This window comes from Catellatospora vulcania (assembly GCF_009720385.1).
Lineage (GTDB): Bacteria > Actinomycetota > Actinomycetes > Mycobacteriales > Micromonosporaceae > Catellatospora > Catellatospora vulcania.
The window spans coordinates 683,326-701,121 of the sequence record NZ_WARX01000001.1; the positions used below are offsets into that span (position 1 = coordinate 683,326).

The 17,796-nt window shown below is 72.3% G+C and carries 18 protein-coding genes; 6 read left to right on the forward strand and 12 right to left on the reverse strand.

The window, feature by feature from the left end; translation table 11 throughout:
* Positions 1-4: 4 nt before the first annotated feature.
* Positions 5-1,003 carry a S1 family peptidase gene (locus F6W97_RS22275; protein ID WP_230686874.1) on the reverse strand — a complete coding sequence of 333 codons (999 nt, stop codon included), beginning with the start codon at positions 1,001-1,003 and terminating at the stop codon, positions 5-7.
* A 226-nt stretch (positions 1,004-1,229) separates the two neighbouring features.
* Positions 1,230-1,757: a PaaI family thioesterase gene (locus tag F6W97_RS22280; protein WP_155372355.1), complete on the reverse strand. Its 528-nt coding sequence runs from the start codon at positions 1,755-1,757 to the stop codon at positions 1,230-1,232.
* Between the two features lie 55 nt (positions 1,758-1,812).
* Between F6W97_RS22280 and F6W97_RS22285 the strand changes: the two genes are divergently transcribed.
* Positions 1,813-2,313 (forward strand): winged helix-turn-helix transcriptional regulator, encoded by a 501-nt coding sequence (locus F6W97_RS22285; RefSeq protein ID WP_155372356.1) that lies wholly within the window; start codon positions 1,813-1,815, stop codon positions 2,311-2,313.
* A gap of 32 nt (positions 2,314-2,345) precedes the next feature.
* On the opposite strand, the gene F6W97_RS22290 is transcribed toward F6W97_RS22285, so the two are convergent.
* Together F6W97_RS22290 and F6W97_RS22295 are read right to left on the reverse strand one after the other, a co-directional pair.
* Positions 2,346-2,873 carry a hypothetical protein gene (locus F6W97_RS22290; RefSeq protein ID WP_155372357.1) on the reverse strand — a complete coding sequence of 176 codons (528 nt, stop codon included), beginning with the start codon at positions 2,871-2,873 and terminating at the stop codon, positions 2,346-2,348.
* Positions 2,874-2,986: 113 nt separating this feature from the next.
* Positions 2,987-3,961, reverse strand: coding sequence for a LysR family transcriptional regulator (locus tag F6W97_RS22295; protein ID WP_155372358.1), 975 nt, complete (start codon positions 3,959-3,961; stop codon positions 2,987-2,989).
* A 126-nt stretch (positions 3,962-4,087) separates the two neighbouring features.
* On the opposite strand from F6W97_RS22295, the gene F6W97_RS22300 reads away from it, so the two are divergent.
* Complete coding sequence (locus F6W97_RS22300) at positions 4,088-5,692, forward strand: MFS transporter (RefSeq protein ID WP_155372359.1); 1,605 nt, start codon at positions 4,088-4,090, stop codon at positions 5,690-5,692.
* On the opposite strand, the gene F6W97_RS22305 is transcribed toward F6W97_RS22300, so the two are convergent.
* Positions 5,653-6,228 carry a TIGR03086 family metal-binding protein gene (locus tag F6W97_RS22305; protein WP_155372360.1) on the reverse strand — a complete coding sequence of 192 codons (576 nt, stop codon included), beginning with the start codon at positions 6,226-6,228 and terminating at the stop codon, positions 5,653-5,655. The two genes, F6W97_RS22300 and F6W97_RS22305, sit on opposite strands and share 40 nt — an antisense overlap.
* A 200-nt stretch (positions 6,229-6,428) precedes the next feature.
* On the opposite strand from F6W97_RS22305, the gene F6W97_RS22310 reads away from it, so the two are divergent.
* Both F6W97_RS22310 and F6W97_RS22315 read left to right on the forward strand, forming a co-directional pair.
* On the forward strand, positions 6,429-7,682 hold the full coding sequence (locus F6W97_RS22310; protein WP_230686875.1) for an SGNH/GDSL hydrolase family protein: 1,254 nt from the start codon (positions 6,429-6,431) through the stop codon (positions 7,680-7,682).
* A 106-nt stretch (positions 7,683-7,788) separates the two neighbouring features.
* Positions 7,789-9,039, forward strand: coding sequence for an ATP-grasp domain-containing protein (locus F6W97_RS22315; RefSeq protein ID WP_155372361.1), 1,251 nt, complete (start codon positions 7,789-7,791; stop codon positions 9,037-9,039).
* 60 nt (positions 9,040-9,099) lie between these two features.
* Here the strand turns inward: F6W97_RS22315 and F6W97_RS22320 are convergent, their stop codons facing one another.
* From F6W97_RS22320 to F6W97_RS22335, 4 genes are all read right to left on the reverse strand, one after another.
* Positions 9,100-9,963, reverse strand: a complete 864-nt coding sequence (locus tag F6W97_RS22320; protein WP_196279266.1) for a sulfotransferase family protein — start codon at positions 9,961-9,963, stop codon at positions 9,100-9,102.
* 122 nt (positions 9,964-10,085) lie between these two features.
* Entirely contained in the window at positions 10,086-10,625 is a 540-nt protein-coding gene (def, locus tag F6W97_RS22325; protein ID WP_155372363.1) for a peptide deformylase, read from the reverse strand.
* Positions 10,622-11,311: a DUF3105 domain-containing protein gene (locus F6W97_RS22330; RefSeq protein WP_155372364.1), complete on the reverse strand. Its 690-nt coding sequence runs from the start codon at positions 11,309-11,311 to the stop codon at positions 10,622-10,624. The genes def and F6W97_RS22330 overlap by 4 nt, the downstream gene beginning before the upstream one ends.
* Before the next feature lie 196 nt (positions 11,312-11,507).
* The gene (locus F6W97_RS22335; RefSeq protein ID WP_196279267.1) at positions 11,508-11,783 is read right to left on the reverse strand and encodes an acylphosphatase; all 276 of its coding nucleotides are present in this window, start codon (positions 11,781-11,783) and stop codon (positions 11,508-11,510) included.
* A 23-nt stretch (positions 11,784-11,806) separates the two neighbouring features.
* Here F6W97_RS22335 and polX point away from each other — a divergent pair, with 23 nt between their 5' ends.
* Positions 11,807-13,534, forward strand: coding sequence for a DNA polymerase/3'-5' exonuclease PolX (gene polX, locus F6W97_RS22340; protein WP_155372365.1), 1,728 nt, complete (start codon positions 11,807-11,809; stop codon positions 13,532-13,534).
* A 135-nt stretch (positions 13,535-13,669) separates the two neighbouring features.
* Here polX and F6W97_RS22345 read toward each other — a convergent pair whose 3' ends face one another.
* Genes F6W97_RS22345 through F6W97_RS22355 form a run of 3 tightly spaced genes read right to left on the reverse strand, consistent with a single transcriptional unit; the run spans position 13,670 to position 16,280 of the window.
* A complete protein-coding gene (locus F6W97_RS22345) occupies positions 13,670-14,569 on the reverse strand; it encodes a dienelactone hydrolase family protein (protein WP_155372366.1) in 900 nt (299 codons plus the stop codon).
* A gap of 56 nt (positions 14,570-14,625) precedes the next feature.
* On the reverse strand, positions 14,626-15,702 hold the full coding sequence (locus tag F6W97_RS22350; RefSeq protein ID WP_155372367.1) for a hypothetical protein: 1,077 nt from the start codon (positions 15,700-15,702) through the stop codon (positions 14,626-14,628).
* On the reverse strand, positions 15,699-16,280 hold the full coding sequence (locus F6W97_RS22355; RefSeq protein ID WP_196279268.1) for an RNA polymerase sigma factor: 582 nt from the start codon (positions 16,278-16,280) through the stop codon (positions 15,699-15,701). Before F6W97_RS22355 ends, F6W97_RS22350 begins: the two co-directional genes overlap by 4 nt.
* 194 nt (positions 16,281-16,474) lie before the next feature.
* Here F6W97_RS22355 and F6W97_RS22360 point away from each other — a divergent pair, with 194 nt between their 5' ends.
* Positions 16,475-17,752 carry an NAD(P)/FAD-dependent oxidoreductase gene (locus F6W97_RS22360; protein WP_155372369.1) on the forward strand — a complete coding sequence of 426 codons (1,278 nt, stop codon included), beginning with the start codon at positions 16,475-16,477 and terminating at the stop codon, positions 17,750-17,752.
* Positions 17,753-17,796 lie beyond the last annotated feature (44 nt).

The following is a 17,796-nucleotide window of genomic DNA, read 5'->3' on the forward strand; positions in this document are numbered from 1 at the left end:
GCGGTCAGTAGACGGAGACGTTGTACTTGCCGAGGGCCTCGACCACGGGCTGGAAGTACGTGATGCCGCCGGACTGGCAGTTACCCGAGCCGCCGGAGGTGAGGCCGAGCGCGGTGTTGCCGGAGTAGAGCGGGCCGCCGCTGTCACCGCCCTCGGCGCAGATGTTCGTGCGGATCATGCCCTTGACGGTGCCCTCGGCGTAGTGGACGGTCGCGTTCAGGCCGGTCACCGTGCCGGAACGGGTGCCCGTGGTGCTGCCGCGGCGCGTCGCCGACTGGCCGACCACCGGGTTCGCGGCGGAGGTGAAGCCGCCGGTCTTGGCGATCGACGTGTTGGTGTACCGGACGATGCCGTAGTCGTTGCCGGGGAAGCTGGTGCCGGTCCGGTCGCCGAGCTTGGTGGTGTGGTTGGCGTTGGAGAACCACTCGGTGGCCAGGTCGGTGCAGTGCCCGGCGGTCAGGAAGTAGTACGTGCTGCCGTTGCGCACGTTGAACCCGAGCGAGCAGCGGTACTGGCTGCCGTAGACGGCGTCGCCGGCCGCGATGGTCGGGGTGAGCCGCCCCGCCACAGACTGGATGCGGGCCGCGCCGCCGGAATGGGCCACCGCCTGCGCGAGGCCGCTGTACCGGGCGCCGGTGACGGTGCTGTCGACGTCGACGACGATCTGATTGCCGACCGGGTCGACGGACCAGGCCGTGCCGACGACGCCGCGGTCCAGTGCCGCCATCAGCCGGTCCAGCTGCTTGGTGCTGCGGGTGACGAGGCGGGCTTGCGCACCCGCGGCGCGTACCGCATCGGCGGCCGCGGTGTCGGTGACGTTGACGACGGTGTGCCCGGAGCCGTCGACGAAGCTGCCCGCGCTGCGGTCGTCGCCCAGCGACGCGGCGAGCGCGACACCGTCCATGCGGGACGGTGCCGCCTGGGCGGGTGCGGTGATGCCGACGAGGCCGGCTGCCACGGTGGCGGCGGTGGCGATCGACAGGACGATTCTGGTGGCCTTCACATGTCCTCCCCTGATGAGGTCCGTCCGGTAGGACGAATTGCACATCGATTGATGGACATGCTTCCAAGCCGATGGGGCGTGCTCAACGGGCCTTCGGAGGGTGCTGCGTCACGCCGCCCGCGACACGGCACGCGTCACGGGCGGCTCGCCAGGTGAGGGCGGGGTCCGGGTTCGGAAGGTGCCCTTCCTCTACGCCAGGCGATGTGAAGGTGCCCTTCCTTCGTCCTTACAGGTCGAAGATGAGGCAGGTGGAGGTGGCGTGGGCGAGGAGGCGGCCCTGGGCGTCGGTGAGCTGGGCCTGGGCGAGGGCGGTGCGGCGGCCGCGGGAGATGACGGTGCCCTCGCAGCGCAGCAGGCCGGAGTCGACGCTGACCGGGCGCAGGAACTTGGTGGTCAGGTCCAGGGAGGTGTAGCCGACGCCCGCCGGGAGGGTGCTGTGCACGGCGCAGGCCGCGGCGGTGTCGAGCAGGGTGGCCAGGATGCCGCCGTGCACGCCGCCGAGCGGGTTGTAGTGGAACTCCTGGGCGCGCATGGTGACCACGACGCGGCCCTCCTCGGCCTGCACGCCGTCCATGCCGAGCAGGTGCATCACCGGCGGGGCCGGGAGTTCGCCGCGGGACATCGCGTGCAGCAGCTCCAGGCCGCTGAGCCGGCCCAGCTCGGCGGCGTTGCGCCGGGGGTCCGACCAGGAGAAGGTGCGCATGCGCTCCGGGTTCGCGCGGTCGGCGGCCGGCTCGGTCTGGGTCTGCGTCATGGACTCAGCCTGGCAGGCGGTTGCTGAGTCTGTCAACGAGACTTAGCCTGGAGGAGTGAGACCTACCGCACTCGACTGGTCGGCCGAGAACTGCACCGTGGCCCGTGCCATGGCCGTGCTCGGCGAACGCTGGACCCTGGTGGTGTTGCGGGAGGTCTTCAACGGCATCCGCCGCTTCGAGGACATGCGCGAGCACAGCGGCATACCCCGCCAGGTGCTCACCAACCGGCTGAACATGCTCGTCGAGCAGGGCGTGCTGCACCGTGTGCCGTACCGCGAGCCGGGTGAGCGCGAGCGCCACGAGTACCGGCTCACCGAGAAGGGCTTCGACCTGTACCCGGTGCTGGTCGCCGTACGGGAGTGGGGCGACCGTTATCTCGCCGACCCGGCCGGGCCGCCCGTGGACATGGTGCACCGCGACTGCGGGTCGCCGGTGCGGGTGTCGCTGGCCTGTGCCGAGGGGCACGAGGTGGGCTCGCCGCGGGAGGTGGTGACCCGGCCGGGGCCGGGGGCGATCCGGCGCGTGCGTACGCCCGCCGCAGGGCAAGCGGCCTGACCCGCCGCCCGGCGGGAAGCAGGTGCGTCCCTTCAGGCGCGTGTGCTGCCGCCGCACGGGGTGACGGTGATGGAGGTGAAGCCCTGCTGGCCGGTGGAGCCCTGGATGGTCACGGTGACGAAGATGTTGGTCGCTGCGCTGGTGAAGTGCTTCTTCTCCAGTTTGGGCAGCGTCGCGGTGTACCGGGCCAGGGTGGCGTCGCGGGTCAGCGAGACCTCGCCGGTGTAGCTGCCGCCGGTCATCGCATAGTGCGCCTTGGCGGTCACCGGCGTGCCGCCGTCGGTGATCTCGGCGGTCACCGCGATGGCCGAGGGCGCGACGCCGCCGCAGGTCGGGTTGCCGACCGCGGCCACATTGGACTCCACCCGGCTGATGGTGGCACCCGCGGCGGACGTGGCGGCGGGCGCGCTCGCGGTCGGTCGACCGGCGGCCGGCGAGGTGGCCACGCTCGGCGCGGCCTGGTCGCGGGTCCACGAGTCGCCGACGCCGATGCAGCCCTGCAGGCTGAGCATGGTCACCACCGCGAGTCCCGCCGTCACCAGCGCACGGAATCCGATCACCATCAGAGCTTAGCCAGGCTAACGGCGCTCGTGGGACCAACGCGGCGCGCACGGATCGTTGATCATGAAGTTGTGGCAGCGACACGCCGTCGACCCGTGCCATAAGTTCATGATCAACGCGAGGGGGTGGGGTCGGGGTGGTGGGTGAGCCAGCGGGTGTAGCCGGGGCTCAGGCGGATGGCGTCGGCATAGGACTCTTCGGCGTAGTGGATGAGGCGGGGGGCTACGCGGGCGGCGGGGGAGTCGGGGTGCCAGCCGATGAGGTGGCGCCAGCGCAGGGGGGTGTCGGTGAGGGGGACGGCGCGTACGCCGGCGATCTCGCGGAAGGTGGGCTGGCAGAGGGCCACGACGCTGCCGCCGCGGACGAGGTCGGAGCAGCCGCCGAGGTCGCTCTCGTGGATCGGGCTGGGGGTGAACCCGGCGCGGGCGCAGGCGGCGGCGAAGCAGTCGGCGAAGCAGCCGTCGCCGGGGGTGGCCGCCCAGCGGGAGCCGGCCAGGTCGGCGAGTTCGACCTCGTCGGCGTCGGCGTAGGGGTGGGAGGCGGGCAGCAGCACGAAGACCGGGGCGGTCGCCACGGTGTGCCAGACCAGGCGGCCGTCGTCGGGCGGGGTGGCCTCGCCGCAGGTGCCGATGAGCGCGAAGTCGAGCCGGGCGTCGGCCAGCATCGCCGCCAGCTCCGCCGACGACCACGACGGGTACGTGCTCAGCTGGGCGCTGGGCTGCGCGGCGGCCAGCCGGTGCACCACCCCGCCGATGAGCGGGCCGTTCACCGCGCCGATGCGGTAGCCGGGCAGCCCGTCGCCGCCCGCGTCCTGGGCCAGCCCGGCGAACCGGGTCGCCTCGTCCTGCAGGCCCTGCACCGCGGGCAGCAGCACCCGGGCGCGGGCCAGCACCAGCTCGCCCAGCGGGGTGGGGCGGGCGCCGCGGCGGTCGCGTTCGAACAGCTGCCCGCCGAAGGCGCGTTCGATGCGCTGCAACTGCGTGGTGAGCGCGGGCGCGGCGAGGCCGAGCACGGCCGCCGCCTTGGTGACACTGCCGGCGTCGGCTATCGCGCAGACCACCCGCAGGTGCCGCAGCTCCAACCTCACCCGCTGATGTTATGGCCGCACCGGCGGCACGTGAAGGCGTCGCGTCCGGTCTGCACGCGATCGGTATGGACGGAGATCGAAACTCGTCGGTAGGGTCGGTGGACCCGTGGCCGGAGGAGGTTGGCGATGCAGCGCAGAGCGGCGCTGATCGGGCTGCTCGGCGCCGAGCTGGTGTCGACCGTCGGCTCGCGGATGTCGTTCCTGGCCATACCGTGGCTGGTCCTGGTCACCACCGACGATCCGACGAAGGTCGGCGTGGTGGCGTTCGCCGAGGCGCTGCCCTACATCCTGGCCGGGATCTTCGGCACGCCGCTGGCGGACCGGTTCGGGGTGCGCGAGGTGTCCATCGCCACCGACCTGGGCAGCGCGCTGGTGGTGGGCGGGGTCGCGGCGTTCGGCGGCGCGGACTTCACGGTGCTGGTCGCGCTCGTCGCGACACTGGGCGCGCTGCGCGGGGTCGGCGACAAGTCGAAGCGGGTGCTGCTGCCGCCGGTGGTGGAGGCGTCGGGCACGCCGATGGCACGGGTCACCGCGGTCTTCTCAGCGCTCAACCGGACGGCCATGGTGATCGGCGCGGCGGTGGCCGGGGTGCTGATCGCCTGGCTCGGCCCGGTCGGCGCGATCTGGGCCGACGCGGTGACCTTCGCGGGCTGCGCGGGTGTGGTGGCGGTGCTGGTGCGGATCACCCGCGAGCAGAACCACCCGGCCCGTGCCGAGCAGGAGTCCTACTGGCAGGGGCTGCGGACCGGGTTCGGGTTCGTACGGCGGGAGCGGCTGCTGCGCAGCCTCGTCGGCATGATGTTTGTGACGAACCTGTTCAACCAGGCCAGCGCGGTCGTCTTCATTCCGATGTGGGTACGCGAGCACCTCGGCTCGCCGGTGGCCCTGGGCTGGGTCGGCGGGGCCTTCGCGCTCGGCGCGATCGCGGGCGGGGCCGCCTTCGCGGCGCTGGTGACCCGGCTGCCGCGCTATCCGACCCTCGTTATCGGATACTTCATCGGCGGCGCGCCGCGCTTTCTCGTGCTGGCGCTCAGCGACGACCTGCGCGTGGCGCTGCTCGTGTCGTTCGTGTCCGGGATGGCCATGTCCTCGGTGAACCCCACGTACGGGCTGCTGATGTTCCAGCGGGTGCCGCGGGCCATGCAGACCCGGGTGTTCGGGCTGACCGGGGCGATCACGTTCGGCGGCATCCCGCTGGGCGGCATGGTCGGCGCGTGGTCTGTCGAGACGCTGGGCCTGTCCGGCGGGCTGTGGCTGGCCGGGGCGGCGTATTTCGCGGCCACGCTGACGCCGGTGTTCGGCTGGCGGCTGTGGCAACAGATCAACGACATCAAGCCGGGGCAGGCCGCCCCGGCGGCCCCGCTGTGGCAGGAGTACCTGTCCGAGCTGGGCCGCCGGATGGGCCTGGTGGACACCGGCCCGGCGGTGCCGGTGTCGGTGACGCTGGCCTACGCCGCGGGCGGCTGGACCGTGACGGCACGCCGGGGCAGGCGGCGGCTGATCCGGCCGTACGCCGTCTCGTCCGCCGCGGCGCTGCGACACGTGGCCGCGCTGGAGCTGCCCGAGGTGTACGGGACGGTGGAGGAGCTGCATCTGGCGCCTCGCCGGGACGCCGAGCAACGGGCGGCGGCGGTGCGGGCGAATCTGCGCGAGCTCGAGTCGACGCTGACCGAGCTGCGGGGGGCGTCCGCTCAGTGGCCGTCCGGCCAGCCGGGGGAGCGGCCCAGGTAGGCGACGAGCCGGTCGCCGGGCGGGGCGGCCTCGTCCGGCTCGACCATGACGCCGAAGGCCTTGCTGGGCCGGTCGGTGGGCCACCGCAATGCGATCTTCATGGCGGCCGCGCTCAGGTCAGGGTCGAGCGTGGCGTCCGAGCCGGTCGACCTGGCCACGTCCCAGGCGTGCACCAGGAAGTCGACGAAGTGCATGCCCAGCACGGTCGGGGCGGTGAAGGTGCCGTACCCGTACACCTCGATCTTGCGGTCCAGCAGCGTCTTCGCGCTGAACGCCTTGGTGACCAGGGCGACGGAGTCGGCGAACGCCCGGCGGGGGTCGGCGGGCGGGGTCAGGTCGTCCCAGACGGCCGGATCGGTGGGCTTGCCCGCCGCCGCGGCGGCGAAGCCGCGGTTGTGCCCGATCATGTGCCCGAGCAACTGGCCGAGGGTCCAGTCGCCGCACGGCGTGGGCCGGGCTAGATCGGCGCGCTTGACACGGTTCACGGCGGCCGCGGCCGCGGCGAGGGCACGCCGGTCGAGATCACGAAGGTCCATGTCTCGCACCCTAGTGCCGCAGCTCCGTGTGCTCCACCGGTGACGCCGTCAGGCGGAAAACCTGTCCGGACAGTCCAATCAGCTGAGTCGGCAGATATTGACTCGTGCAAACATTTCTTCGTAATTTGAGTCGCGGCCGTGCCGCGCACACCCCCACGACGGCGCGTGGCCGACGGCCGCGCCCAAGGAGGTTCTCCCCTGTGAAGCACCCCTCGACGCGGCGGGCGCTGCTCGCCGCGGCCCTGCTGGCGACCACCCTCGGCGTGCTGGCCGGGCCCGGTGGCGGCGCCACCGCGGGCGCGAAGGACGAGTGGGTCGGCTCCTGGTCGGCCGCGCCCACCGGCGCTGGCGCGGGCCTGTCCGGCACCGGCTTCGCCGACCAGACCATCCGCATGATCGTGCACACCTCGGTCGGCGGCAGCGCGGCGCGCATCCGGCTGTCCAACACCTTCGGCACGGGGGCCGTGACCGTCGGGCACGCCACCGTGGCCCGGCCCGACGCGGCCACCCCCGCGCTCACCGACGTGCTGCCCGCCAGCGTGGGCGAACTGACCTTCAACGGCGCGCCGGGCATCACCATCCCCAAGGGCGGCCAGGTCGTCAGCGACCCGCTGCCGGTGACCGTGCCGGAGCTGTCGGACCTGGTGGTCAGCGTCTACCTGCCGGTCGCGACCGGCCCCGCGACGTGGCACTGGACCTCGCGGCAGGCGACGTACTACGGCAGCGGCGACACCGCCGCCGAGCCCACCGGCGCGACCCTGACCGGCACCCGCAACTCGTGGTTCTTCCTCACCGGCGTCGACGTGCTCAGCCGTAGGTCGCCCGGCTCGGTGGTGGTGCTCGGCGACTCGATCACCGACGGCAGCCAGTCCACCATCAACGGCAACGCACGCTGGACCGACCGTCTCGCGGCCCGCCTGCTGGCCGGGCACTCGCCGCACTCCGAGATCGGCGTGCTCAACCAGGGCCTGGCCGGCAACGCGGTCACCCACGACGGCACCGAGATCGGGTACGCGGAACTGGGCGTGAACGGGCTGGCCCGGCTGCACCGCGACGTGCTCAGCCAGACCGGGGTGCAGACGGTGGTGGTCATGCTCGGCATCAACGACCTGCAGATCTACGCCGACGCCCCGGAGAAGGTCATCGGCGGCCTGCGACAGATCAGCGCCCAGGCGCGGCAGTCCGGGGTGGACGTGGTCGTCTCGACGATCACGCCGTTCGAGGGCTTCTCGTCCTGGACGCCGGCGAAGGAGCAGAGCCGCCTGGCCATCAACGAGTACCTCCGTACGCACCGGGCCGAGTTCACCGGCGTGGTCGACTTCGACGAGCTGCTGCGCGACCCGGCCGCGCCGGGCAAGCTGCGGGCCGAGTGGGACAGCGGCGACCACATCCACCCCAACGACACGGGCTACCAGGCCATGGCCGACTTCATTCCGCTGTGGCTGGTGTCCTGATCCATAGGCACAGGTACGCGTGTTGACATGGCGGGATCGGCGCGTGAGGCTGTTCGTGCCGATCCCGCTTGTCGGACACACGCTTAACGGGGTCGAGAGGAAGAGCATGGCCGTCCACGACGACCGTCCGCATCTGCTGATGGTCCGCACCGGCAAACGCGAGTTCCGGGAATACCTGCTGCGCTCGCTGGCCCCGGCGTACCGGGTGCACCTGTTCACCGGGGTCGCGCCCGGCTGGGAGCTGGAATACGTCGCCGGCGCCACGGAACTGGGCAGCCTGCTCGACGTGAAGGCGATGGCCGAGGCCGCCCGCCGGTTGCCGGACGGCCCGGTCGCGGGCGTGTTCACCTGGGACGAGGCGCGCACGCTGCAGACCGCCGAGCTGGCCCTGGCCCTGGGGCTGCCTGGCGACCCCGCGGTGACCGCCCGCTGCCGCGACAAGCTGCTGACCCGCCGGGCCCTGGCCGCGGCCGGCGTCGCCCAGCCCGCGTCGGTGCCGGTGGGCTCGCTGTCGCAGGCCTTCGCCGAGGCCGCCCGGATCGGCTACCCGGTGATCCTCAAGCCGAGCGACCTGGCGCTCAGCGTCGGAGTGATCAAAGTGGCCGGGCCCGAGGAGCTGGCCGCGGCGTACGAGTTCACCAGCGCGGTGCGCCACGGCGCGTTGCCCGACTGGCGACCGCAGGTGCTGCTGGAGGAGTACGTCGACGGCGAGGAGATCAGCGTCGACGCGGCGGTGCACCACGGCGAGGTGACTCCGCTGTGCCTGGCCCGCAAGGAGATCGGGCACCCGCCGTACTGCATCGAGATCGGACACTACGTGCACGGCGACGACCCGCTGCTGCACGATCCGCAGCTGCTGCGGCTGCTGCAGGACGCGCACACCGCGCTCGGCTTCCGCGACGGGGTCACCCACACCGAGATCAAGCTGTCCTCGCGCGGGCCGCGGATCATCGAGGTGAACGGGCGGCTCGGCGGCGACATGATCCCGTACCTGGGGCTGCGCGCCACCGGCGTGGACGTGGCACTGGCCGCCGCCGCGGTGGCCTGCGGGCGTCCCCCGGTCGCGGTGCCCGATCGCAAACTGGTGGCGGGGGTGCGCTTCTTCTACCCGGCGCAGCCCGACACCGTCATCGAGACGCTGGCGTTCGACCGGGCCGGGCTCCCGGCCGCGGTGGACGAGCTGGCGCTGCTGGCCGATCCCGGCGACCGGCGCTCGCCGCCGCCGCAGGGCACCGTCAACGGGCGGGTCGCGTACGCCACCGCGGTGGGCGCGACGCAGCGCGAGTGCGAACGCGCCCTCGACGCCGCGGGCGCCGCTCTGCGTGTCAACGGCGAGCGGCCGGCCGACCACGGCTGACCGCGGGGACGGACCCGGCGTGCGCGAAGTCGGGCACGCCGGTCCGGCCCCGGGCCGGGTTCACCAGTCGTAGCCGAGGCGCTCCACGAGGTCGCCGTAGCGGGCCCGGAACGCCGTGAGGTGCTCGGCTGCCAGATGGTTGCGCCAGTCGCCGGCGACCCCGCGGCGGTAGTGGCTGTGCACGTCCTCCTGGCCACGCTCGCGGCCCTTGGCCAGTCGGCTGAACGAGAACCGCTCGCACGCGCTGGTCACGTACGCGCCGGGCAACCGGTGCAGCGGCAGCCGGGGCAGCACCATCCGGGGATATTTCAGCGTGCGGGGAGTGCCCCGGCGGGCGGCGAGGTTCCAGCGCACCGCGGCCATGCGCGCCTGCTCCGGGCCCGAACCGTCGGGGGTGAGCAGCTCCAGGTGGCCGAGGATGGCGGTCCAGGACTTCACCGGGTCGACGATGGCGTCCTCCATGCGCACCTCCAGCATCCCGGGGCGGGCGTAGTCCCACTGCGCCATCGGGTCCAGGAACATGCCGCTGAACTCCACCTCGGCCAGCAGGCCGCCGGCCTCGTCGAGGGCGCGCAGGTTGCGCCGGTGTGCCACCAGCTCCGGCCAGGGCACCCCGCCCACCACCTCCGGGTGGCTGTTGAGGTGGCTGAAGTAGCCGGAGACCACGATGTCGCGCGGGTCGCGGATGAGGTGGAACGCCCGGTTCTCTGGCAGCGTGTCCACCCATTCCGGCTTGGCGTTCGTCATGATCAGAAGGTCGGGGCGAGTGGCACGCACGTAGTCGCCGAGGGTGTCGTAGGGCGCCCACTGGTCCGGCACGTGGATCGTGTCGACCTTGAGGTTCAGCGCGAACGCCGCCTCGTGCAGGATGGATCTGGCCCAGGTCGACGCTGATTTGTGGCGCGCGAAATACGCACGAAGCACCGGTTCACTCCTGACAAAAGTCCTGATGAGACGCATTGCCGACGCGGCTCTATAGCTGCGTTAACAATAAATACATCTATGCAGGAAGGGTCAGGGCTGTCAAGAACGTGAAGCTGCTTCAGTCAGCTCGACGGCAGGCCGGCGGCGGACAGGATCTTCTTGCGCTCCTTGGCGGTGAGCCGGTCCACGTACACGGTGCCGTCCAGATGGTCGGACTCGTGCTGCAGGCAGCGCGCGACCAGCCCGGCGCCCTCGATGCGCACCGGCGCGCCGTGCATGTCCACCCCGGTCACCACCGCCGTCACCGTGCGCGCCATGTCGCCGCGCTGGCCGGGCACCGACAGGCAGCCCTCCCCGGAGACCTCCAGCTCGCGCGGCGGCGCGGGCAGCTCCAGGACCGGGTTGACGACGTGGGCCACCACGTTCGGGCCGTCGCCTGCCGGGTCCGGGCAGTCCATCACGAACACGCGCAGGCCGACGCCGATCTGGTTGGCGGCCAGGCCCACGCCGTTGGCCGCGTACATGCTGGCGAACATGTCGGCGACGAGCTGGTGCAGTTCCGGCCCGAAGTCGGTGACGGGAGCCGTCGGCCGGTGCAGCACCGGCGTGCCGTACAGCGTGATGTCCCGGGCGATCCCGGCCCCGACGGCCCGCTCGCTCATGCCGCGGTCCCGGCGGGCGGCAGCTCCCCGGTCTCGCGGGTGCCGCCGGAGCAGGGCGCGCCGAACTCGGGCGCGGCGTTCTGGCGGGCTGCGTTGACGAAGAAGTCGATGCGCGGGTCCTCCGCGCTGTTCACCTTCAGCTGGTATCCCCACGCCTGCAGCGAGATCGGCGCATCCTGGCCGGGGAACGGGCTCAGCATCAGGTAGTCGCGCCCGGACACCTTCGCCGCCAGCGCCTGGACCTCGTCGCTGTCCAGGCCGGGCCGGTAGGTGATCCACACCGCGCCGTGCTCCAGGCTGTGCACGGCCCGCTCGCTGGCGATCGCCGTGTCGTAGACGGCGCCGGCGCAGTTCTGCCACGTGCCGTTGTGCTGCCCGCCGACCGGCGGCTGCTGCGGATAGACCACCGCACCCGGCGCGTGGTCCTGGCTCAGCGTGCCCTCGGCCAGGTAGTTGCGCACCCCGTCGATCGCGGCGAGCTGCTGCTGCCAGGTCCCGGTGGGCGCCGTCGCGACCTGGTCGCCCGGCTTCACACTCCCGGCCCGCAGGTAGTAGAAGAGCGCGCCGCCCACGCCCAGGCAGCAGCAGAGCAGCACCGCCAGGCCACCCGCGATCCACACCCACACGGGCACCGCCGACCTGCGCGGCGGGCTCGGGTTCGGGTGCGGGTTCGTGTAATCCACCATGGCGCGGCCTCCCCAGGAACTCGACTCGCCGCGGTGATCCTATCGACGCCCACCCCCGAGTCGACACCCCGCATCCACCCCGTCACCCCCCCGACCCGAAGGAAGGGCACCTTCTTATCGCGATAGGTAGTGGAAGGGCACCTTCCCAACCTCGCGGAGCGGGGCGGGCGGGTGGGAGCGGGTGGCGTGGGGCCGCTCAGGCGGTGGGACGGATGCCGAAGCCGGACAGGCCCTCCGGGGTCTCCTCGAAGACCGCGACGCCGTCGACGATCGCCAGCTCGGGGCCGTGCCGGGTCCAGGCCACGAGGCGGTCGACGCCGTCGGGCGTGCCCTCGAAGACCGCCTCCACCGTATGGTCGGGGCGATTGCGCACCCACCCGGCCACACCGGCGGCCTGCGCCTGCTGGCGGCAGCTGTCGCGGTAGTAGACGCCCTGTACCTCGCCGGAGATCACAACGCGCCTGCGGATCATGCGTCAACCGTAGACTGGACGGCATGGCCCGGCCAAACGAGGTCGTCGCGGCGGCACTGCAGGAGTACGCCGATCTCATCGCGATCACCGGCGGTGACGCCTTCCGGGCCCGCACCTACGAGAAGGCCGCCCGCGGGGTCGCCGGTCACGCCGCCGACGTGGCGACGCTCGACCTGAAAGGTCTGGAGCAGATCCCCGGCGTCGGCAAGTCCACCGCCGAGAAGATCGTCGAGTACCTGGCCACCGGCCGGATGGCGGTGCTGGAACAGCTGCGGGCCAAGGTGCCCGCCGGGGTGCGCGAGCTGATGGCGATCCCCGGCCTCGGCCCGGCCAAGGCCATGGCCCTGCACCGTGAGCTGGGCATCTCCTCGATCGATGAGCTGGTGCACGCGATCGGGGAGGGGCGGCTGTCCGGGTTGCGCGGCTTCGGCGCGAAGACCGCGGCCAACATCCTGCACGGCATCGACGTGCTGCGGCACAGCGGCGGCCGGGTGCTGGTCTCCGCGGCGCTGGAGGTCGCCGACGAGGTCATCGCCGCGCTGTCGGCGCTGCCCGGCTGCGAGAAGTGCACGTACGCCGGGTCGCTGCGGCGCGGCCGGGACAGCATCGGCGACGTCGACATCCTGGTCGCCTCCCGCGAGTCGAAGCCGATCATGGCGGCGTTCGCGGAGCTGCCGCTGGTCGGCGAGGTCATCGCGGGCGGCCCGGCGAAGACGTCGATCCGCACCACCGGCGGGCTCCAGGTCGACCTGCGGGTCGTGCCGCCGGAGTCGTGGGGGGCTGCCCTGCAGTACTTCACCGGCTCCAAAGAGCACAACATCCGGGTACGCGAGATCGCGGTGCGCAAGGGGCTGAAGCTGTCCGAGTACGGGCTGTTCCGCGCCGAGGACGACACGCTGCTCGTGTCGGAGACCGAGGAGGAGGTGTACGAGCGGCTCGGCCTGCCCTGGATCGCGCCCACCCTGCGCGAGGACCGCGGCGAGGTCGCCGCCGCCCGCAACGGCGCCCTGCCGGACCTGGTCACCGAAGCCGACATCCGCGGCGACCTGCACACCCACACCGATCTCACCGACGGCGTGTCCACCCTGGAGGAGATGCTGGCCGCCGCGCGGGCCCACGGCTACCGCTACTACGCGGTCACCGACCACGCCAAGGACATGCCGATGCAGCGGATGACCGACGCGAAGATGCTCGCCCAGCGCAAGAAGCTGCGGGCGCTGGCCGAGGGCGGCAAGATGGCGCTGCTGCACGGCAGCGAGCTGAACATCGACCCGGACGGCGGGGTGGACTGGGACGCGGACTTCCTGGCCGGGTTCGACATCTGCGTCGCTTCGGTCCACTCGCACTTCACGCAGACTCCGGCGGAGCTGACGAACCGGTTCGTGAAGGCGTGCGAGAACCCGTACGTCAACATCATCGGGCATCCGACCACGCGGCTGATCGGGCGGCGCAAACCGGTCGAGCCGGACTGGGACGCGGTGTTCGACGCGGCCGCCGCGACCGGGACCGCGATGGAGGTGAACGCGTTCCCGGACCGGCTCGACCTGCCCGATGAGCTGATCATGCGGGCGCGCGAGCGCGGGGTGAAGTTCGCGATCAACACGGACGCGCACTCGACCGTCCACCTGGATCTGCTGCGCTTCGGTATCGGCATAGCGCAGCGTGGCTGGCTGACTCCCGCCGACGTGATCAACACGTGGACGCTGACCAAGTTGAACAAATTCGTCGCGGCCAAGCGCCGCGGGGCGTGAACCGCCGGGCACGGGCACGGGTGCGGCCCCGCTTTCTCATAGACGTTGGCCTATCTGAATGGGTTCGATCTACAAATTGTCATCCAGATAGGCCAACGTCTATGGCGAGCCGGGCCGGCGAGCGCGGTGGGGTGGTCAGGTCAGGTATTGGGTGAACCAGTCGGTGAGTTTGGCCCAGGCCTGGGCGGCGGCGGGGGCGTTGTAGCGCTGGCCGGTGTCGTTGAAGAAGGCGTGGTTGACGTCGGGGTAGGTGACGATCTCGAAGGTCAGGCCCGCTTTGCTCAGGGCGTCGCGGGCGGCGTCGCGGGTGGCGTTGACCCGGTCGTCGAGCTGGGCGTACACGCCGAGCACAGCCGCGTCGGGGGAGCCGGAAACCGACGCGCCTGCGGGGAACGGGCCGTAGAACGGCACCGCCGCGCGCAGCCGTGGTTCGCCCGCGGCCAGCAGGGACCAGACCATGCCGCCACCGAAGCAGAAGCCCATCGCGCCGACGGTGTGGCCCGGGTTGCGCCGCAGCAGCTCGTCGACGCCTGCCTTCAGGTCGGCGATGAACCGCGGCGGCGGGGCGGCGTTGAGGGCGGCGGTGGCCTGGGCCGGGTCGGCGAACGTGGCCGTGCCGCCCTCCTCGGACAGCAGGTCGATCGCGAGAGCGGACCAGCCCGCGGCGGCCAACCGCCCGGCGATCGAGGCGATGTGGTCGGTCAGGCCCTTGTTCTCGTGGACGACCAGCACCGAGCCCTTGGGGGTGGCCGCGGCGGCCCAACGCCCCTGCAGTTGCCCGTTCGGGCCGGGGAACGTGATGGGTTCGGTGGGCAGCGGGCTCGGGCCGGCCGGGCCCGTCACCGCGGGCGTCGGTGCGGTCTGTGGGGTCGTGGTGGTGTCGCGCTGGGCTTCGCACGCGGCCAGCAGCGGGACGGCCACGGCGGCGCCGACGCCGAGCAGGCCCAGTCGGCGCAGCGCCTCGCGACGGGAGATCAGGCCGTCGGCGTAGTCGACGACGACCTCGCTCGACAGGTATTCGCCCAACTCAGACATGTCTCATTCATACCCCTTCAACCGGACGGTGTTGCGGGCCGGTGGGTGTCTGCGGGTCAGTGTTCGTCGAGGCTGCCCACGATGCGCTGCTGCCACATGGCGTGATGGAGCACGGGTGGGTCGAAGCGCGGGCCCGGCGCCGGCGGCAGGAGCGCGGGGCCGCCGTGGAGGGTGAGTTCGCGACGGCCGACCGCCCAGGCGGTGACCGGGTCGAACAGGATCTCGAAGGCGCTGTCGCCGTCGGTGTGGCGTACGGAGATCAGCCGGGTGCCGTCGACCGTCACCTCGCCCACGGTCAGGCCGTCCATGCCCTGGAATGCGCGCAGCAGGCCGGCGCGCAGCCGTCGGGGCAGCAGGATGTCGCAGGCCTGGTAGAAGTGCGTCATCGCGTACCAGAAGTCGTGGTCCCGGCTCGGATTGCCGCGGACGGGGGCGCGTAGCAGGTCCAGCAGGGCCGCGGGATCGTCGGCCGGCAGGTCCGCGAGCCACCCGGTGGTGGGGTACACCAGACTCGGGCCCTGTTCGCGCAGGTAGGTACGTTGCTTTTGGGGATCGACGGCGGTCGTGCCGGGGTCTTCCGCGTCGAAGCTGCCCATGGAGTTGGTGATCTTGACTGCGATCAGGCCGTCCGGTTCGAGCCACAGCTCGCGGCCGAGATAGTCCATCCGCACGGTCCGCGCACTGGCGTCGTCGGAGTGGGCGGCCCAGCCGTCGAGGCGCACATGGACGAACTGACCTGGCGCGACGGTCACGGTGTCGGCGCGTTCGGCGGTGCGGGCCAGCTCCGCCAGGGCCGCCTTCGCCTCGGGGGTGGTACGCGGCCGGCGGGGATCGGCGCCGCGCTCGGACGGCAGCGGCTGATGGGAGGCCTTGATCTCGGCGATGTCGGGTGCGGCGGAGTCGCTCGCACCGGTGCCGCCGTGGACGGCGACGCCGAGCGCGACGGCGGCCACCGCCAGTCCGGCCGCGGCGGGGACGAGTCGGCGGGCCGTCCAGCGCGGGGAACGGGTCCGGGCGGTGGTGTGCCGGGCGTTGAGCAGGCGCCAGGTGCGGGAGACGGACTCGTCGGACGGTTCGGGCGAGCCCGGCGGCAGGTCGCGTACCGCCGTGAGGTCGGCGTCGGTGCGGGTCATCGGGAACCTCCGGTGGCGGCGAGCGCAGACTTGATCTTCGTGCGGGCGCGGTGCAGGGCCGACTGCACGGAGCCGACCGGGATGCCGAGCGCGTGGGCGATCTCGGCGTACTCCAGCTCCGCGACGGCGAACAGCAGCAGCACCTCGCGCTGGCGGCGCGGGAGTCTGGCCAGGGTGCTCGCGACGCGGGCCACGGTGCGCTGCGCGTCGACCCGATCCGCGGAGCGGGCGTCCGGCGCGACCTCGTCGGCGGCGTGGGACTGCGCCGCGGCGACGGCGCGCAGCGCGCGGACCTCGGTGCGGCGGTGGCGGCGCAGCAGGTTGCCGCAGATGCCGTACAGCCAGGGCAGCATCGCGCCCCGGGTGCCGTCGTAGCGGTGGCGCTGCTCGTACGCGATGAGGAAGGTCTGTGCCACGACGTCCTCGGCGACCTGCTCGCCGACGCGCTGACCGGCGTAACGCAGCAGGTCGCGGGCGTACGCGTCGAACATCGCGCCGAGGTCGGCAGGGTCCGGCGGCCCGCCGGGGGCCGGTGGGTCGGCTCCGGCCGGAGGGTCGTGCTGGGTCGTCACGGTCATGCCAGTACTTGCCCGCAGGCGCCGCCCATGTTCCCGGCTCCTTTCGCCCGTCAGGCCGGCAGGTCGTCCCGGCCTGCGCGGGCCGGACGCCGAGGGTACGGATCCGCGCCGGTCCATGCCGCCCCGGCCCGATTCCCGGACGACTGCCGCGTTTTCGTGGACCGGCGGCACGTCGATGCGAGAGGCTGGACGGCATGAGTGCGGACGAACAGGTATTCGTCATCGTCGGTGCGTCGCTGGCCGGGGCCAGGGCCGCCGAGGCGCTGCGGGCCGAGGGTTTCACGGGCCGGGTGCTGCTGATCGGGCAGGAGGACGAGGTCCCCTACGAGCGCCCCCCGCTGTCCAAGGGCTTCCTGCAGGGCAAGGATCCGCGCGAGAAGGCGTACGTGCACCCGCGCGAGTGGTATGCCGAGCAGGACATCGAGCTGATGCTCGGCCGCCGTGCGCTGGCGGTGAACCCGGCCGCCCGCACGGTGACGCTGGACGGTGACGAGCTGTTCGCGTACGACAAGCTGCTGCTGGCCACCGGCTCGAAGGTGCGCACCCTCGACGTGCCCGGCGCGGACGTGGCCGGTATCCACTACCTGCGTGCCTATCCCGACTCGGCCGCGCTGCGCGAGGCGCTGACGGCCGACCCACGGCCGCAGGTGCTGGTCGTGGGCGCGGGCTGGATCGGCCTGGAGATCGCGGCCGCGGCCCGCGGTTACGGCTGCCCGGTGACGGTGGTCGAGACCGACAGCGCCCCGCTGCGGCGGGTGCTCGGCGACGAGCTGGCCGCGCTGTTCCAGGCGCTGCACGAGGCGAACGGCGTCGAGTTCCGGTTCGGCACCGGGGTGCGCGAGTTCGGCAGCCTGGACGGGGCGGTGCGCAGCGCCGTCCTCGACGACGGCACCGAACTCGCCACGGACCTGGTGGCGGTCGGCGTCGGCATCCGGCCCGTCACCGAGCTGGCCGAGCAGGCGGGACTGACCGTGGACAACGGCGTCGTCACCGGCGCCGGCTTCCTCACCTCGGACCCGCACATCTACGCCTGCGGCGACGTGGCCTCGACCCTGAACCCGCTGGTGGGCAAGCACCTGCGGACCGAGCACTGGGCCAACGCCCGGGCCGGCGGCAAGGCGGCGGGCAAGGCGATGGCGGGGCAGGAGGTGTCGTACGCGCAGGTGCCGTACTTCTTCACGGACCAGTACGACCTGGGCATGGAGTACTGCGGCTGGGCGGGTCCGGGCGACTACGCGCGGGTCGTCTTCCGCGGCGACCCGACCGTCCGCGACGGCAAGGCCCCGGAGGTCATCGCCTTCTGGCTCACCGACGACAACCGTGTCGTAGCCGCCATGAACATCAACATCTGGGACGTCCAGGACGACCTCAACGCCCTGGTCAAAGCCGGCTTCTCCGGCACCCCCGCCGACCCCGCCCGCCTCACCGACCCCTCCGTCCCCCTCCCCGAGGTGCTCGCCCAGAAGAGTTGATCATGAACTTATGGCACGGGTCGGCGGCGTGTCGTGGACACAGG

Bases quoted from the DNA above. Each gene is read 5' to 3' on its own strand.
- F6W97_RS22355 (WP_196279268.1), bottom strand. From the start codon at position 16,280: ATGACCGTGACGACCCAGCACGACCCTCCGGCCGGAGCCGACCCACCG.
- F6W97_RS22360 (WP_155372369.1), top strand. From the start codon at position 16,475: ATGAGTGCGGACGAACAGGTATTCGTCATCGTCGGTGCGTCGCTGGCC.
- F6W97_RS22330 (WP_155372364.1), bottom strand. From the start codon at position 11,311: ATGGTGGATTACACGAACCCGCACCCGAACCCGAGCCCGCCGCGCAGG.
- F6W97_RS22305 (WP_155372360.1), bottom strand. From the start codon at position 6,228: ATGGACCTTCGTGATCTCGACCGGCGTGCCCTCGCCGCGGCCGCGGCC.
- polX (WP_155372365.1), top strand. From the start codon at position 11,807: ATGGCCCGGCCAAACGAGGTCGTCGCGGCGGCACTGCAGGAGTACGCC.
- F6W97_RS22350 (WP_155372367.1), bottom strand. From the start codon at position 15,702: ATGACCCGCACCGACGCCGACCTCACGGCGGTACGCGACCTGCCGCCG.
- F6W97_RS22315 (WP_155372361.1), top strand. From the start codon at position 7,789: ATGGCCGTCCACGACGACCGTCCGCATCTGCTGATGGTCCGCACCGGC.
- F6W97_RS22335 (WP_196279267.1), bottom strand. From the start codon at position 11,783: ATGATCCGCAGGCGCGTTGTGATCTCCGGCGAGGTACAGGGCGTCTAC.
- F6W97_RS22300 (WP_155372359.1), top strand. From the start codon at position 4,088: ATGCAGCGCAGAGCGGCGCTGATCGGGCTGCTCGGCGCCGAGCTGGTG.
- def (WP_155372363.1), bottom strand. From the start codon at position 10,625: ATGAGCGAGCGGGCCGTCGGGGCCGGGATCGCCCGGGACATCACGCTG.
- F6W97_RS22280 (WP_155372355.1), bottom strand. From the start codon at position 1,757: ATGACGCAGACCCAGACCGAGCCGGCCGCCGACCGCGCGAACCCGGAG.
- F6W97_RS22345 (WP_155372366.1), bottom strand. From the start codon at position 14,569: ATGTCTGAGTTGGGCGAATACCTGTCGAGCGAGGTCGTCGTCGACTAC.